Here is a 16,031-nt window from a genome sequence, read left to right on the forward strand (position 1 = left end):
TATCGGCAAAGGGTGTAAATTGGGCGAAAGTGCTACGGGGAGAGGAGGCGGCATGTCCTCGAAGCGACGCCGTAAGAAGAAGGCGCGTAGCCGCAAGGCGGCCAACCACGGCCGTCGGCCACAGTGCTGAACGCGAGAGGCAAAAGCGGAAGACCGGCAGGAGAAGCGGAGCTCTCCTGCCGGTCTTCCGTGCCGTCCGTCGTCAGGCGACAGCGCCGGCGATCCGCTGCTCCAGCGGTGTGTCCTTGCGGCTGACCGCCAGGTAGCCGACGAGGGCGGCGATCGGCAGCAGCAGCGCGAGGCTGACCGGACCCGTACCCCAGCCGAGGCCGCCGCGGCCGGTGGAGACGCCCATCCAGTCGGCGAACGAGGCTCCGAGCGGGCGGGTGAGGATGTAGGCGACCCAGAAGGCGGTGACCGGGTCGAGGCCCGCGAAGCGGCCCGCCAGCGCCGGCACGGCGATGAGGGCGGCGAAGAGGATGCCGGACGGCAGGTAGCCCAGCTTCAGGGTGCCTGCGGTGAGATCGCCGATCGCGGTGCCGAGCGCGAAGGTGGCGAGCACCGTCGCCCAGTAGAAGGTCTCACGGCGGCGCGTGCGGACGCTGTGGATGGACAGTGTCTTCTCGGACGCGTACCAGGCCACCAGAACGGCGGCCAGCGCGAGGGAGAAGGCGACGGTCGAGACGGCGTAGGGGATTCCGGCCACGACGTGCACGACATCGGCGGCCATGGTGCCGAAGACGCTGACCATGACGATCGCGGACCAGTAGATCCAGGGCCGGTAGCGGCTCGACCGGAACTGCAGCGTCAGCAGGGCGGCCAGCCCGAGGAGCCCGAGACTCCCGGCCGGTATCGGGCCGAGCGTCCGGCCCAGGTAGTCCGAAGCCGTCTCGCCCATGCCGGTGGTGAGTACCTTCACGCCCCAGAAGAGAGCGGTGACCTCCGGCACTTTGCTCCAGAGCGGTTCGGACCGCTCATGGGGCGGGAGGACTCGGCCCGGCACTCCCCATGGCCGCTCGGTCACCGCTCTGCCGCCTGGCTCTGCCATCGTCGCTCCGCTCGCTCCTGACGGCGCCGCGCGCCGCCAACTGCAGGTTGTCCCGCCGCCCGGGCATGCTTGAGCCGCCCCGGCGCGAACGAAGCGATTTCGGCCGACCCGGCCAGTGCGTAGGGCACTGTAGACCATGAACCCATGAGCGACGTGGGCGCTGCCGCGGCCGGTAGCCGGGTGACGTCGGGCAGCTCCCTCAGGGCCGGATGCGGGGGCGGGACCCGTCCGCCCGGTGCTCGTGGCCGGGCGTGCTGCGACGGATCGCGCCGGCCGGCTCGTTCACCTCTTCCAGCGAGCGCCCGTTCGCCGTGGGGCCCAGCACCCCGATGTCGACCGCGATGACGGTCATGGCGGCGGCCACCACCGCGAAGAGCGTTCCGGAGCCGAACCTGTTGAGGAAGGGCACCATGGCGAACGGCATGACGGCGCTGGTCACGCGCGAGAGCGAATAGGTCCAGCCGATCGCGGTGGCGCGCAGCGCCGTGGGGAAGATCTCGGCCTGATAGACGTGGTAGGCGTTGGAGAACACGTTGCTGACGGCCGTGTAGCACAGGCCTGCGACCATGATGGTGACCTTGTCCTGCGCGTGGCCGAAAGCCAGTCCGGCGCCCGCCATCGCCAGCGCGGTGCCCACGATCAGGTATTTGCGCTCCATTCTCTCGATCAACGGAATGGAGGCGAGCGACCCGAGCGGATAGCCGAAGAACGTGACCGCGCTGAAGAGCAGCGAATGGACGATGGAGAATCCCTTGGCGGCCAGGACGAGCGGGGCCATGGTCCCGAAGCCGTAGAAGCCGATCCCCTGCAGGAGATGGAAGACCGCCATCATCGCCGCGCGGCGCCGGTGCGCGGGGGTGAGGGAAGGCCTGGCACCGGGTGTGTGCCGGGTGACGGGCGCGTGGGGAACGGAGAGGGCGGGGGAGCGGGGCAGCCCCGCACCGTCTTCCAGGTCGCGGAGGACGCGCTCCGCCTCTTCCGTACGGCCCACCGAGGCCAGCCAGCGAGGGGACTCGATGAGATGCCGCCGCAGCAACAGCACGCAGAATCCGCCCGCGGCACCGATGAGGAACAGCCAGCGCCACCCGGCCAGTCCGAGCGGGCTCACCGGAACCAGCCAGTGGGCCATCAGGCCGACCGTGGGAACTCCCAGGAACGAGACGGTGTAGGCCCAGGCGGTGTACCGGCCGCGGAAACGGGCCGGCAGGAGGTCGCTCAAGTAGGCGTCGGCCAAGGGGAGTTCCGGCCCGATCCCGATTCCGGCCAGGAAGCGGGCGGCGATGAGCATGGGGGCGTTGACGCTCGCCGCTCCCACGAGGGAGAACGTGGCGTAGATGCCGATGGACGCGAGCAGGCAGACGCGACGGCCGAAGCGGTCGGCCAGCTGGCCCATGACGACGACTCCGAGGAACATCCCGATGAACGCGGAGGCGAGGACGGTCGAGGTGGCCGTGCGGCCGAGGCGGAACTCGTCCGCCAGCACGGCGCCCAGGACGCCCGACATGAAGATCTCGTACATGTCGAAGAACAGGCCGAGGCCCACGGTGACGACGCCAGCCCGGTGTCTGCGTGTGATGGGCAGCCGGTCCAGGCGGGCCGCCACCTGGGCGGGGCCCGCCTGGAGGGTCGCTTCCTCCCGCATGGAACGCTCCCTCGCGATGTGAGGACCGTCCGGGCCGCCGACACACCCCCCGGGTGCCGACGCCACGGGACCGAATCATGAGATGACGTGTCTTGCAGTCTGGTCGGACGGTGAATGTACTGTGCATCATCACTCGTGCCAAGGGGCGGGGCGGAACGAAGATCCGCCGTTTCCCCAGGGCCAGTTGGAGGGGGTCATGAAGGTTCTGAACAGGGCCGTCGCGCTGCTGTCGGCGGTGGCGAGCGGCACGGCCGGGCTGGAGGAGGCGGCGACCGCCGCCGGTCTGCCCAGGTCGACGGCCCACCGTCTGCTCGCCGCGTTACGCCATCACGGATTCGTCGATGTCGACGGCGACCACGGCTTCGTCGTCGGCCCGCGAGTGCACCAGCTCGGCGCGGTGTTCGACGGCGGCGTGCTCGTCAGGGTCGCCCCGGACATCACCGAGCTCCTCTGCGGGACCACCTGCCTGAGCGCACAGCTCTACCGGCGGCGCGGGATGTGCTTCGAATGCCTGGCGGCGGCCAATCCCTTCAGCGGGCTCCGCGACGTGGTGACGAGCGGAGCGACCTTCCCGCTGGGGGACGACGCGTCGAGCCACGTCCTGACCGCCTGGGACGAGCGGCCACCCCAAGAGGGGCTCGAAGAGGGGACCCTGCGGCGCGTGCGCCGGCAGGGCTGGGCCCTGACGCACTCGGAATCGGTGTCCGTGCTCTCGGTGCCGATCCGGGTCCCCTCGGGGCGGGTCGCCGCCGCCCTGAGCCTGTCGGGACCGGGGCGGGTCAGGGAGCAGGCCGCAGACCTGCGCGCCGAGTTGAGGAAGGCGGCGGACCTGATCGAGGCCGAGCTGCACAGCGCGCTGGAGGGGAACGCGTCGGGGCGGAAGCCCACCGGGGAAGGCTGACCGTCCGGGAAGGGCGCGGCGTCAACTCTCCTTCGGGACCGCCGTGGCCGGGCGGTCGGCGGCCCGGTGCCAGAACACCGCGAGGAGCGCCGCGACGAGCAGCACGGCGGCCACGACCCGGTATCCGGTACCCGCCGCGCTGCTGAACGCGTCGACCGCCCGTGCGTGCTCGGCGGGGCCGATCCGGGTGGCCGCGGCGAAAACCTCCGACGCCGAACGGCGGTGGGCGTGCACCGAGGGGTCGCCCAGGGCCTTCGAGAACCTGCTGGTGGTGATCGTGCCGATCACCGCGACCCCCAGCGCGCTGCCCACCTCCCGCGCGGCACTGTTGAGCCCCGAGCCGAGTCCGGCGCGCTGCGGAGGCAGGGAGGTCATGATGCTGGTGGACAGCGGCGGCAGGCACAGCCCCATGCCGCCGCCCGCGGCCAGCAGATAGACGGCGTACAGCGCGTACGGCGTCGAGGCGTCCGCGTACGAGATGCAGAGCAGGGCCAGGGCGATGAGCACCGCGCCGGTGACCATGACGCCGCGCGCGCCGAAGCGGGCGGACAGCCGGGCGCTGCGCCTGGAGACCAGCATCATGCAGACGGCCAGCGGGAGGAAGGCGACCCCGGCGGTGAAGGGCCTCAACCCCTTGACGTACTGCAGGTATTGGGCGTTGGTGAAGAACAGCGCGAACATCGCGAAGAACGCGGCGGTGACGCCGAGCGTGCCCGCCCGCAGGCCGTGGGACCTGAACAGCCGGGGCTCCAGCATGGGCCGCTCGCTGCGGCTCTGCTGGAGGGCGAAGGCGCACAGGAGCACGACCCCCACGGCGAACGCGCAGATGATGCGCGTGGACGACCAGCCGAGCGAGGGGCCCTCGATCACGCCGTACAGCAGCGCGACGAATCCGAGGACCAGCAGCACCGTGCCGAGGGGGTCGATCGGGGACGCGTGGCGCGGAGGGGCGGGTGCGAGGCGGGTGGCGAACATCACGATCCCGGTCACCGGCACCATCGCGATGAACAGCCCCTGCCACGGGAGGAATTGGAGAATGCCCCCGCCGAAGAGATAGCCCACGACCCCGCCGATGCCCGAGGCGCCCGTCCAGGTGGCGATGGCCTGGGGGCGCTCCGCGGGCGGGAAGGCGTACAGCGCCAGGGACAGGGTCGCCGGCATGACGAAGGCCGCGCCCACGCCGGTGATGACCCGGCCCGCAAGGAGGACGGTGATGCCGGGTGCGACGGCGCACACCAGGCAGCCCAGGGCGAAGACGCCCAGCCCCCAGGTCAGCGACCGCCGCCGGCCGTACCGGTCGCCGACGGCCCCGGCGGGGATCAGCAGACACGCGAAGACGATGACGTAGGAGTCGACGAACCACAGCAACTGGGTGGTGCTGGGCTGCAGATCGCTCTTGGCGAGCTTGGGGACGGCGAGATTGACCGCCGAGACCATGGACACCACGAGGATGACCGCGGCGCACATGGTCGCGAGGACGGCCTTGCGTCGTGGGTGCCCTGTCGCCTCGGGCGATTGGACGGTCGGGTTGTGCATGACGGGAGCCTCGCAAGGGTGGGTGCGGGAGTCCCGGGACGGCGTGGGGAGCGCCGTCGTTCCGGGACGCATGGGCAAGGGGAACCGTCGTGGCTTGGGGCGACGCGCAGTGATGGTAGTCGGCCCGCGCCATGGAGATCGCGCCGGTCGCGGGTGCCTCCTGGCGGAAAGGCCGAGAACAAGCCAACGGCCGACGGCGGATACCTTCGTTGTTCGCGATGCGGATGGCAGGATGCGGGGCCACGCGCGGGCGAGCATTGCTCACAGGCCGTCAGATTGTCCTGAGTACAGGCTGGTTGACGCATTTCAAGGCCTCACGCACGGACGTGGGATGGGTGACCGTATCCCGCATGCTGAGATGGCGTGTATCGCTATATAGGCATCGGTGGGCGGTGCACCTAGTCTCTTCGCCGTGGCCGGTAGCCGCCGCCACCGGTTGTCGCCGTGCGACCGGTGCGCCCTCGATCCGGCCACATGCGGAACCCAGTGGCTTGGGGAAGAACGCAGCGGGACGAAAGCAGCTGCAGGGAGGCGATTTGTCAGCGCGTGGCACCACAGCAAGCGATGAGGCGGGCGCCGGGAACTGCCGGCGCGTCCGCCGGAAATCCCTCCAGGACGACGTGGACGACATACCGGTGGCCACGCTGAAGGTGAACTACGCCTTTCTCGCCTCGCGCCTCGCCGTGACGCTGGGGGAGCCCGCCGCGCGATGGCAACTCCTCTGCGACCTCGCGCAGATCCGCGTGTCGCTGAGGTCCCACCGCGTGAGGCCCTGGGAATACGGACTGGCCACGCGCGGGGAAAAGGCCTTCGCGGACCGGATGACCGGCCTGCTGAGGGACGTGATAGGACACAGCAGGCGCCATGGCCTGGCCGAGTTGATACCTGACGCCTCATCAGCACCGCCTGATTTCACGCCACTCCTGGAAGAGATCGACCGCCTCAACCGGTCGCCCTGCGCCGGTACGTCCCTGCTCCGGGCCGTGGACGGCGGGTTCTCCACGGTCCAGGAGGATGTGCTCACCCAGGAGCTCGACGCCATGGCCCGCTTCGTGGGGCCGCCTGCCGACGTGGTCCGTCGCGTCGTCGAGGAACTTGCCCTCCTGCGTGCCCGGGAGACGGCCCTGGCCTGCTGGTCGCGGCTGGAGGGCAACCTGCGGGCGCTCCTGCCCAAGCGCCCGAGGATCTTCAGCATCGGCGCCGGGCTGGGGGAGTTCGAGGGAATCCTCGTCCGGGAGGCCGGGGCCCGTGTCGTGTGCGTGGACACCGGGACCGTGCCGCGCAGGCGCCCCGAGGGGCTGTCCCAGCGCCTGATCACGCCTCTGGAGGCCTATCGGCCCCACTACGCCGATGCCGACCTGCTGGTGCTCAAGGACGTGCTCCACCACGTGCGCCAACCGCAGTGGATGCTGGTGGCGTCCGCCCGGACCGTGCGGCCGGGCGGGAGTGTCCTGGTGATGGAGCCGGGCGTCGAGACCGGTGACCGGCGCAGCCTGGCGGCCATCCGTGAGCTGGACTCCACGCCGTACAAGAGCAGCATCGTCCCGCACGAGCTGTGGGAGCGGTGGTTCCGCCACGCGGGACTGGAGACCCAGCACAGATCCGACTTTCCGCCGGGCGTCGTGGACAACAACGACTCCTTTCCCAGAACGGCGTGGCTCCTCAGGAAATCCCCCACATCGGCATGAACGGCAGCAGCGCCGAGGCGCAGAATGGAGCGCGACAGTGATCGAGTTGCGGGAACCGCTCGAGAACCTGGTACGGCAGCCGGTCGAGTTCACCACGGGCAAGAACTTCCCCGACCGCATCCACATCTACGACGAGACGCTGCGCGACGGCGAGCAGATGCCCGGGGTGGCCTTCAGCCCGGAACAGAAGCTCGAACTCGCCGGTCTCCTCAACGACATGGGCGTCGACGTGCTGATGGCCGCGTTCCCGGCATCCTCGGCATCCGACCGCGAGGCGCTGCGCCGGATCCTCCTCGCGCGCCGGTCGGGCAGACTCCGCGCCGACCTGGAGATCATGACGATCGCGCGGGCCACGCGCCACGACATCCGGGCCGCGGCCGAGGCGGTGCGGGAGGCCGGTGAGGATCCGGGGTCGGCCGGCATCCTCGTGCTCTCCACCGCTTCGGACCTGCATCTCAAATACAAGCTGGGCAGGACGCTGCTGAAGTACAAGGGGGTCGCGGAGGACCAGTGGCTCAGCCGTCCGGTCGAGTGGTACCGGAAGGCGAACCTGGACCTGATCACCGACCACATCGCGTACGCCGCCGAACTCGGCTTCGGCGTCGTGGAATTCGCCAGCGAGGACGCGAGCCGCGCCACCATGCCCTACCTGCTCGAATGGGCCCGGGCGTGCCGGCAGGCCGGGGGCACCCGCCTGTGCTTCTCCGACACCTGCGGGGTGTTCACACCCGAAGCGGTGGACGCGTACATCCCGCCGCTGGTGCAGGCCCTGCCCGGATTCCCCGTCACCGCGCACTTCCACAACGACTTCGGCCTCGGCGCGATCAATACCGTACGGGCGCTCGGGCACGGCGCGACGCACGCCAGCATATCGGCGTGCGGCATCGGGGAACGAGCCGGGAACACCTCGATACACCAGGTCGTCATGGTCCTGCGCGACCTGTACGGAGTGCAGCTGCCCGCCTTCCGCTACGACCGGCTCTGGGAGCTGCGCCGGGCCATCGAGGTGTTCTCGGGAATTCCCATCCAGCCGCACGAGCCGATCATCGGCCACAACGTCTTCGCGCACGAGTCGGGGATGCACACGGCGGGCATAGAGATCCACCCGGCCATCTACCAGACCATCGACCACGAAGTCGTGGGCGGCGAGCACCGGTTCGTCTTCGGCAAGCACAGCGGGGCGGCGGGCGTGATCCGTCTCCTGACCGACCTCGGGGTCGCCGGCGACCTGGCCGAGGACGACCTGGGCAAGGTGGTGGAAGAGGTCCTGACCCAGGTGAAGGAGCGGCGGGAGAGCCGCGCGGCGGCCGACGACTTCGGCGGGCCGGTGCGGAGCTACTACGAACACCTGGCGGGTCTCGGTGTGAAGGACGAGGAGGTCGCGCGGATCTTCCGCGAGACCACCGCACTCCGTACCGGACCCGTACGCGAACAGCCCGAGCAGTAGGCCTGCGGCAGCAGGCCGGGAAAGGAACACAGCACCGTGGGCAAAGTGTGGAAGTTCGGCGAGGACGTGGACACGGACCAGATCATTGCCACGCAATATCTGCTCCTGCCCGGAATCGACGCCATGAAGGGGCACACCTTCGAAGCGCTGCGGCCGGGATTCGCGGAGGAGTTCGAGCCCGGTGACGTGATCGTCGCGGGCAAGAACTTCGGCTGCGGATCCTCCCGCGAACAGGCGCCGCGGGTCTTCAAGGCCCTGGGAGCCGGGGCCGTGGTCGCTCCGACCTTCGCCAGGATCTTCTACCGGAACTCGATCAACATCGGTCTGCCCGTGGTGATGTGCCCCGAGGCGGCCGAGGCCGCGGTCGAGGGCGACGGGATCCAGGTGGACGTCGAGCGCGGGGAGATCACCACCGGGTCCTCCCGCTTCTCCTTCCCCCGCTATCCGGACCATGTGCTCGACATCGTGCGGCACGGCGGCCTCATCGAGCATCTGCTCGCCACCACCTGAGAAATGTGAGAGGTCCGATCACCTTGGGCATGACCATCACTGAGAAGCTGCTGGCCCGTGCGGCAGGCGTCGAACACGCGAGTCCCGGGGAAATCCTCACCGTCGATGTCACGTGGTGCATGACGAACGACGCCACCACACACATCAGCATCGACATGTTCAACGCGCGTCTGAAGGAGCGCGGCATCCACGCCCCCGAGCGCACCGTGTTCGTGATCGACCACAATGTGCCGTCGGAGAGCCCGACCACGACCGCGACCCAGAACAAGATGCGGGCCTTCGCCCGCGAGCACGGAATCCCGCTGCACGACGGCGAGGGCGTCTGCCACCAGCTGATCCTGGAGGACTACGCCAAGCCCGGCGACGTGGTCTTCGGCGCGGACTCGCACACCCTGACCGCGGGGGCCGTCGGCGCCTTCGCCGCCGGGGTCGGCTCCACCGACTTCGTCGCCGCGATGGTCACCGGACAGACCTGGGTCATGGTCCCGCCCACCATCCGCATCGACGTGGAGGGCGCGCTGCCCGACGGCGTCTACGCCAAGGACGTCGTGCTGCGGATGATCGGCGACCTCGGCGCGGACGGCGCGACCTACAAGGCCATCGAGTGGGGCGGCCCCGGTGTACGGGCACTCAACACGGAGCAGCGGGCCACGCTCGTCAACATGGGTGTCGAGGCGGGCGCCAAATCCTCCGTCGTCGAGCCGGACGAGGAGACCCTGCGGTATCTGCGCGAGAAGCGCGGTGCGGACACCGACACCGGGGTGCTGCTGGCCGGCGACGAGGACTGCGTCTACGAGCGCCGGATGCACTACGACCTGTCGACCATGGAACCCGCGGTGGCCTACCCGCACAACGTGGACAACTTCGCCCCGGTCACGGCCTACGAGGGCACCGCGGTCACCGTGGGCTTCGTCGGCTCCTGCAACAGCGGCCGCATCGAGGACCTGCGCATCGCGGCGGAGGTCCTGCGCGGCAGGAAGGTGCTGCCCGAGGTGAAGCTGATCATCGCTCCGGCCTCGAAGAGCGTCTACGTCCAGGCCCTCAAGGAAGGTCTGATGGACGTGTTCCTCGAGAGCGGCGCCATGGTCGTCAACGCGAACTGCTCCGTCTGCTTCGGCAACCAGGGAGCCATCGGCGAAGGGGACGTACTGATCTCCACCGGGACCCGTAACTTCCCCGGCCGCTCCGGCAGCCCCAAGGGCGAGATCTTCCTCGCTTCGCCGGCGACCGTCGCCGCGACCTGCGTGGGGGGCTACATCACCGATCCCAGGGAATTCGTCTGATGCCGGCGGGCATACGAGCGGACACGGGGGCGGAACGTTCCCGTGTCATCCGCCTCGGGGACAACATCGACACGGACATCGTGATCCCCACCCAGTACATGACGCTCCCCAGCGTCCGGGACATGTCGCGATACGCCTTCTCCCCGATCTGGCCCGACTTCGCCGAATTCGTGCGCCCGGGAGACGTGATCGTGGCGGGCCGCAACTTCGGCAGCGGTTCCTCCCGCGAACAGGCACCGGAGATCATCAAAGAGCTGGGCATCCGGTGCGTGATCGCCGTGAGTTTCTCCAGGCTCTTCTACCGCAACGCCCTGAACAACGGGCTGCTGGTGATCGAGTCGGCCGAGCTGCCCCCGCGCGTCGAGACCGGCTCGGTGATCGGCATCGACCTCGACAGATGCGTGTTCGGGATCACGGACGCCGGTGCCGACGCCGGCGAGATCCCCTTCGGCAAGATCCCGGAACAGCTCATGGAGATGGTGGCCGAGGGCGGGCTGGTCGCCTACTGGAGCCGGGTGAATGCCGAGGCATCCGGCACAGCCTCGTGAAATCCGCTGGAACCAGAGAGGAGCAAGCCGTGCAGACCGCAAAGCTTTTCAACGACCACACGTTCTCGAAGAGGGACGTGCTGCTGCTCCAGGGAATCGACAACTACAACCGGGAAGACCTGGACATCCTCAAAGAGGTCCGGGAGAACGGCAAACCCGACGCCATCCTCTCGATATGCGTCAGCACCACCTCGGCGTGCAACATACGTTGCTGGTACTGCTACGCGCTCGGGAACAAGAAGCGCAACCCGCAGCAGCTCACCGTCGAGGAGTACCGCGACCTGATCGACCAGGCCGTCGACCTCGGTGCCCGCACAATGATCGTCTGCGGTGACGGGGAGCCCACGTACGACCCGGCCCTCCTCGACATCGTCAAGCACGCGGTCTCCCGGGAGCTCATGCCGGTCATCGTCACCAACGGCACGATCATGGGCAACGACCGGGTCTCGAAGCACCTCCACGGCCTGGACGGACGCGACCTGACGCAGTACCTCAGCGACGTCGGCGCCTCCCTGCTCGTCAAACTGGAGACCCTGGACCCCGCACTCTACGAGAGCATCGTCAACGTCCGCGGCGCGTGGCAGAAGTTCGAGGCCGGCGTGGAGCGGATGATCGACGCCGGGTTCAGCCGGACCTGGGAGCAGGAGGACGGCACCTACACCAGGCTGTCGTTCACCGGCATCGCGACCAAGGAGAACGTCGAGAGCGTCCCGGCGATGAAGCAGTGGGCGCGGGACCGCAACGCGCAGTTCATCTGCAAGGTGCCGTCGCCGATCGGCGGCGCGCTGGACCAGGCGGAGACCAAGCTCTTCCCGCCTGCCGAGGTCGAGCAGGTGCGCAGCCTCATCGACCACTACACCGACAAGCGCGAGACGCTCACCCCCATCGTGCTGGACGGCGACAAGTGCATGACCTGTCTGGCCTGGCACCTCGGGCCGGTCATCACCGAAGAGGGCTACTACGTCGAGTGCTACACCTCGACGGACGCGAAGTTCGGCACCGTCCGAGAGAAGTCCCTGTCCCAGCTCCTGCTCGACAAGGCCAAGGGAACCGACTGGGACAACCCCTGCCCGATCAAGGACCGGCTCTATGTGCAGCTGACGCAGAAGATGCAGCAGAAGCCGCAGGCCGAGGAAGTGATCTGCACCAGCTGACGTGTCGCGGGTACCGGGCGACCGGTGCCCGTACACCGCACCGCACGCCCTCGCTCCGGTCCTTGCCCCCCGGGTGCCCACTCCTTTCGCGGAGGATCCCTTGAAGCCTGCAGCCGCACCGGTGCCGACCGACCCGGCCGGCCTCGCCGCCTGGTCCGCGGTGGCCGGACGCCTGACCGGGTCCACCATGGGCGACGTCCTGCGCTGGGGCGCGGGCGACGCCATCAACTTCGCCGGCGGATTCCCGGACGAACGCCTCTTCCCGGTGGAGGCGGTCCGCACCGCGACGGACACCGTCCTCACGCGCCACGGGAACAAGGTGCTCCAGTACGGCAGCGCCGCCGGGGAGCCCTGGGTGAGGGAGGCGGTGACCGAACACCTTCTACGGCGCGGCGTCACCACGGACGCCGGGTCGATCCTGCTGACCAGCGGCGGCCAGCAGGCCATCGACCTCGTGACGCGGCTGTACGTGGACCCCGGCGACACCGTGGTCACCACCTCGCCCACCTACTTCGCCGCACTGGAGCTCTTCGAGGCGGCCGGCGCCCGCGTGAGCACGGTCCGTCTCGACGAGCGGGGCATCGATCCGGAGGAGCTGGACAGGGCGCTGCGTCAGCCGCGGGCCAAGCTGCTCTATCTCGTCACCGACCACCAGAACCCCATGGGCGTGAACATACCGTCCGGGCAACGGCCGCTCATCGCGGAAATGCTGCGACGCCACGCCTGCCATCTGATCGAGGACGACGTCTTCGCGGACATCCGCTTCGTGCGCCCGGCCGCACCCATCCAGCCCTTCGCACCCGAGCGCGTCTCCTATGTGACGAGCTTTTCCAAGGCACTCTCTCCCGGAATGCGGGCGGGCGTGCTGGTGGCACCGAAGGACGTCCTGCAGAAGGCGGCGAGCCTGCGGGAGAACGTCGACGTCTGCCCGAACACGCTCACCCAGTCAGTGGTCGGGGAGCTGCTCGGCAGCGGTGTGTTCCACCGGCTGCTGCCACCGCTGTGCGCCGCCTATCTGGAACGCCGGGACGCGATGCTCGACGCCCTGACAAGACATCTGGAGGGCAGAGCCCACTGGACCGAGGCGAGCGGCGGCTTCTTCACCTGGGTCACCCTCGGCACACCGACGGACCCGGAACGGCTCCTGCAATCAGCCGTACGGGAAGGGGTCGTCTTCCTCTCCGGCTCCCGGTTCAGGCGCGGCGGCGGAGCAGAGCTCCCGGAGCTCCGGCTGACCTTCGCGCGCCTCGAACCCCGTGAAATCGAAGAAGGCATCGGCCGGCTGGGCCAGTGCGTGAAGGCGCTCATGGAGAAAGACGACGGAGCGCGCGTCGCTGAGGCGCCCGTACGCGGCAGAAAGTGAGAGGCACATTGCCTGGGACGCTGTACGAGAAGATACTGGCCCGGAAACTGGGCCGGCCCGTGGACGTCGGCGAGATCGTCGAGGTGGATGTCGACCGGGCGATGATCCACGACTTCTTCACCCCCTTCGTGATCCGCAAGTTCCGGGAAATGGGGTTCACCCGGCCGCGCAACCCCGAGTCCGTGGTCATCATCTACGACCACCTCGTGCCGACGAGCTTCCCCGAGGACTCCAAGTACCACCGCGTCACCGAGGAGTTCATCCAGGAACACGGCCTGCGCAATGTGCACCGAACCGATGGCATCAGCCACCAGATCATGTGCGAGCAGGGCTATATCCGCCCCGGCGACATCTCCGTGGGGACCGATTCGCACACCGTCATGTACGGCGGCCTGGGAGCCATCGCCACCGGCGTGGGATACACCGAGATGGCCGCGGTGCTGGGAACGGGCCGCACCTGGCTCAAGGTCGTCCCGTCGATCAGGGTCTCCGTCGACGGCCGGCTGGGCCCTGGCGTCTTCTCCAAGGACATCATCCTGCGCGTCATCGCGGACATCGGAGGGGACGGAGCGACGTACAAGGCGCTCGAGTTCGGCGGCGGCACCATCGACGCGATGAGCGTCGACAGCCGGCTGACCCTGTCCAACATGAGCGTGGAGGCCGGTGCGAAGACCGGGCTGATCGCCGCGGACGACGCGGTGCTGTCCTACGTGGCGCGCCACGGCGACAGCCGCGGACTGCACACTCTCGCACCGGATCCGGACGCCGAGTACGAGCGGGTGCTGCATTACGACGCCGCGGAGCTGGAGCCCGTGATCGCCTGCCCGCACACCGTGGAGAACGTCAAGCCCATCGGCGACTGCGAGGGGATCGAGGTGCAGCAGGCGTTCCTCGGCTCCTGCACCAACGGACGGCTCGAGGACTTCGAGATCGCCGCGCGGGTGCTGTCCGGACGCAAGGTGCATCCGCGGCTGCGCTTCTACGTGGTCCCGGCGAGCCGGGAGATCTTCCAGGCCGCTGTGGCCGCCGGTTATGTGGAGACACTGATCGAGGCGGGCGCCGTGGTCAACCAACCTGGCTGCAGCCTGTGCTGCGGCCGGAGCGGCGGGCTGCTCGACGCGGGAGAACGCGTCATCAGCAGCAACAACCGCAACTACATCGGCCGGATGGGAAGCGCGAAGGCGGAGATCTATCTCGGCTCCCCGGCCACCGTCGCCGCGTCGGCTGTCGAAGGACGTATCACGGACCCGCGCGTGTATTTGCGCTGAACCAGCCGAAATCCAGTGAGGAGAGGTTCATCCCATGACAGAAACGGTGAGTCGGGTACCGGTCCGGATACCCTCACGGACCGGTGAGGACGGCCTGCGGGTCACGGACGCGGCGCTGCGCAAGATAGCCCAATTCCTTGTTCCCGAAGGGCAGGACAAGGTCCTGCGCATCGGCGTCAAGCCCGGTGGCTGCTCCGGCCTCTCGTACGCGATGTACATCGACGACGAGGTCACGAAGACGGACACCACCATCGAGCGCGACGGCATCCGCATCGCCGTCGACCAGCACTCCCTTCCCTACCTGAAGGGAACGACCCTCGACTACCAGGACGGGCTGATGGAGTCGGGGTTCACCTTCGACAACCCGAACGCGTCGAGTTCCTGCGGCTGCGGGAACAGCTTCAACTGAACGACATTCCGTAATTCTGCATGCCTGAAGCCCGGAGGTCGGCAATGAGCCGTACAACAGCGGACACACGGATGAGCCGCCCGGTCGTCGTGACCGAAGCGGCACGCGAGGCCCTCCTCGGACTCGCTCAGCCCGATACGGGCGCGGAGCGCCCCGCACTGTTCGTCACGGTGACGGGCGAGGACGGCGGGGAGTACCAGTACGGTTTCGAATGGCGGGGGAGCGCGGAAGTCGCCGACAGCGATCTCGTCGCGGACTGCGAGGAGTTCGTCGTGGTCGTGCCGGCAGCGGACGCGCCCCGGCTCACCGGGGCGACGGTGGACGCGGACCCGCAGTTCGGCATGGTGATCACCAACCCGAACACCCCCCGGAAACCGGACGGCCTCGCGGACGCTCCCGCCGATTCCGCTCAAGCGGAGGAACTCCGCACCCGTATCGACCGCCTCTTCGCCGAAACCGTCAACCCCGCACTGGCCTCGCACAGCGGCGCCATCAAGCTGGAGCGCATAGAAGACGGAGTCCTCTATGTCAGTCTCCTCGGCGGCTGCCAGGGTTGCAGCGGCGCCGCGTTGACCCTGCAGGACGGGATCGAGCGCTTCATCGTGGAGACCATGCCCGAGATCCACAAGGTCGTCGACGTCACGGACCACGGCGCCGGGACGATGCCCTTCCTCACCAGGAATCCGATGGCCGGGAGGAACCCCGCATGACTCTCCCCACGGAGACTGCCCACCCTGAGCTTGAAGGCCTGGGCACGTACGAGTACGGCTGGGCCGACTCCGACGTGGCCGGTGCCACGGCCAAGCGCGGTTTGTCGGAGGAGGTCGTCCGCGACATCTCGGCGAAGAAGTCCGAGCCGGAGTGGATGCTCAAGCTGCGGCTGAAGGGCCTGAAGCTGTTCGGGAAGAAGCCGATGCCGACGTGGGGTTCCGACCTCTCGGGTATCGACTTCGACAACATCAAGTACTTCGTGCGTTCGACCGAGAAGCAGGCTGCTTCGTGGGAGGACCTGCCCGCGGACATCAAGAACACCTACGACAAGCTGGGCATCCCGGAGGCGGAGAAGCAGCGCCTGGTCGCCGGTGTGGCGGCGCAGTATGAGTCGGAGGTCGTCTACCACCAGATCCGCGAGGACCTGGAGGAGCAGGGTGTGCTGTTCCTGGACACGGACACGGCGCTGAAGGAGCACCCGGAGATTTTCCAGGAGTACTTCGGCACGGTCATCCCGGTGGGT

The 16,031-nt window shown here is 68.6% G+C and carries 16 protein-coding genes; 13 read left to right on the forward strand and 3 right to left on the reverse strand.

Going from position 1 to position 16,031, the window contains the following annotated elements; genetic code table 11:
* The first annotated feature begins 52 nt into the window (after positions 1 to 52).
* The gene (locus tag ABD269_RS35520; RefSeq protein WP_486387815.1) at positions 53 to 130 is read left to right on the forward strand and encodes a 50S ribosomal protein bL37; all 78 of its coding nucleotides are present in this window, start codon (positions 53 to 55) and stop codon (positions 128 to 130) included.
* 72 nt (positions 131 to 202) lie between these two features.
* Here ABD269_RS35520 and ABD269_RS20615 read toward each other — a convergent pair whose 3' ends face one another.
* Positions 203 to 1,048, reverse strand: a complete 846-nt coding sequence (locus ABD269_RS20615; protein WP_425572940.1) for a COG4705 family protein — start codon at positions 1,046 to 1,048, stop codon at positions 203 to 205.
* A gap of 199 nt (positions 1,049 to 1,247) precedes the next feature.
* Positions 1,248 to 2,690 carry an MFS transporter gene (locus ABD269_RS20620; protein ID WP_344119816.1) on the reverse strand — a complete coding sequence of 481 codons (1,443 nt, stop codon included), beginning with the start codon at positions 2,688 to 2,690 and terminating at the stop codon, positions 1,248 to 1,250.
* A 196-nt stretch (positions 2,691 to 2,886) separates the two neighbouring features.
* Between ABD269_RS20620 and ABD269_RS20625 the strand changes: the two genes are divergently transcribed.
* Positions 2,887 to 3,591: an IclR family transcriptional regulator gene (locus ABD269_RS20625; RefSeq protein ID WP_344119818.1), complete on the forward strand. Its 705-nt coding sequence runs from the start codon at positions 2,887 to 2,889 to the stop codon at positions 3,589 to 3,591.
* Positions 3,592 to 3,612: 21 nt separating this feature from the next.
* Here the strand turns inward: ABD269_RS20625 and ABD269_RS20630 are convergent, their stop codons facing one another.
* Complete coding sequence (locus ABD269_RS20630; RefSeq protein WP_344119820.1) at positions 3,613 to 5,127, reverse strand: MFS transporter; 1,515 nt, start codon at positions 5,125 to 5,127, stop codon at positions 3,613 to 3,615.
* 620 nt (positions 5,128 to 5,747) lie between these two features.
* Here ABD269_RS20630 and ABD269_RS20635 point away from each other — a divergent pair.
* The 11 genes from ABD269_RS20635 to ABD269_RS20685 form a co-directional block, all read left to right on the forward strand.
* Positions 5,748 to 6,815: a class I SAM-dependent methyltransferase gene (locus tag ABD269_RS20635; protein WP_344119822.1), complete on the forward strand. Its 1,068-nt coding sequence runs from the start codon at positions 5,748 to 5,750 to the stop codon at positions 6,813 to 6,815.
* 37 nt (positions 6,816 to 6,852) lie between these two features.
* The gene (locus ABD269_RS20640) at positions 6,853 to 8,262 is read left to right on the forward strand and encodes a LeuA family protein (protein WP_301889955.1); all 1,410 of its coding nucleotides are present in this window, start codon (positions 6,853 to 6,855) and stop codon (positions 8,260 to 8,262) included.
* Between the two features lie 36 nt (positions 8,263 to 8,298).
* Positions 8,299 to 8,772, forward strand: a complete 474-nt coding sequence (locus ABD269_RS20645; protein WP_301889956.1) for a LeuD/DmdB family oxidoreductase small subunit — start codon at positions 8,299 to 8,301, stop codon at positions 8,770 to 8,772.
* Positions 8,773 to 8,801: 29 nt separating this feature from the next.
* Complete coding sequence (locus ABD269_RS20650) at positions 8,802 to 10,055, forward strand: 3-isopropylmalate dehydratase large subunit (RefSeq protein WP_344119827.1); 1,254 nt, start codon at positions 8,802 to 8,804, stop codon at positions 10,053 to 10,055.
* Positions 10,055 to 10,603, forward strand: coding sequence for a LeuD/DmdB family oxidoreductase small subunit (locus ABD269_RS20655; protein WP_344119829.1), 549 nt, complete (start codon positions 10,055 to 10,057; stop codon positions 10,601 to 10,603). Before ABD269_RS20650 ends, ABD269_RS20655 begins: the two co-directional genes overlap by 1 nt.
* A 29-nt stretch (positions 10,604 to 10,632) precedes the next feature.
* On the forward strand, positions 10,633 to 11,757 hold the full coding sequence (locus ABD269_RS20660; protein ID WP_344119831.1) for a radical SAM protein: 1,125 nt from the start codon (positions 10,633 to 10,635) through the stop codon (positions 11,755 to 11,757).
* Between the two features lie 100 nt (positions 11,758 to 11,857).
* Complete coding sequence (locus ABD269_RS20665) at positions 11,858 to 13,120, forward strand: aminotransferase-like domain-containing protein (protein WP_344119833.1); 1,263 nt, start codon at positions 11,858 to 11,860, stop codon at positions 13,118 to 13,120.
* Between the two features lie 8 nt (positions 13,121 to 13,128).
* On the forward strand, positions 13,129 to 14,388 hold the full coding sequence (locus ABD269_RS20670; protein ID WP_344119835.1) for a 3-isopropylmalate dehydratase large subunit: 1,260 nt from the start codon (positions 13,129 to 13,131) through the stop codon (positions 14,386 to 14,388).
* A 34-nt stretch (positions 14,389 to 14,422) separates the two neighbouring features.
* Complete coding sequence (locus tag ABD269_RS20675; protein ID WP_344119837.1) at positions 14,423 to 14,797, forward strand: HesB/IscA family protein; 375 nt, start codon at positions 14,423 to 14,425, stop codon at positions 14,795 to 14,797.
* Between the two features lie 44 nt (positions 14,798 to 14,841).
* Positions 14,842 to 15,507 carry a NifU family protein gene (locus ABD269_RS20680; RefSeq protein WP_344119839.1) on the forward strand — a complete coding sequence of 222 codons (666 nt, stop codon included), beginning with the start codon at positions 14,842 to 14,844 and terminating at the stop codon, positions 15,505 to 15,507.
* Positions 15,504 to 16,031 (forward strand): Fe-S cluster assembly protein SufB (locus tag ABD269_RS20685; RefSeq protein WP_486387814.1); only part of this gene is annotated, 528 nt, incomplete at its 3' end. The genes ABD269_RS20680 and ABD269_RS20685, both read left to right, overlap by 4 nt.

It is taken from the genome of Streptomyces blastmyceticus (assembly GCF_039521185.1).
GTDB classification, from domain to species: Bacteria; Actinomycetota; Actinomycetes; order Streptomycetales; family Streptomycetaceae; genus Streptomyces; species Streptomyces blastmyceticus.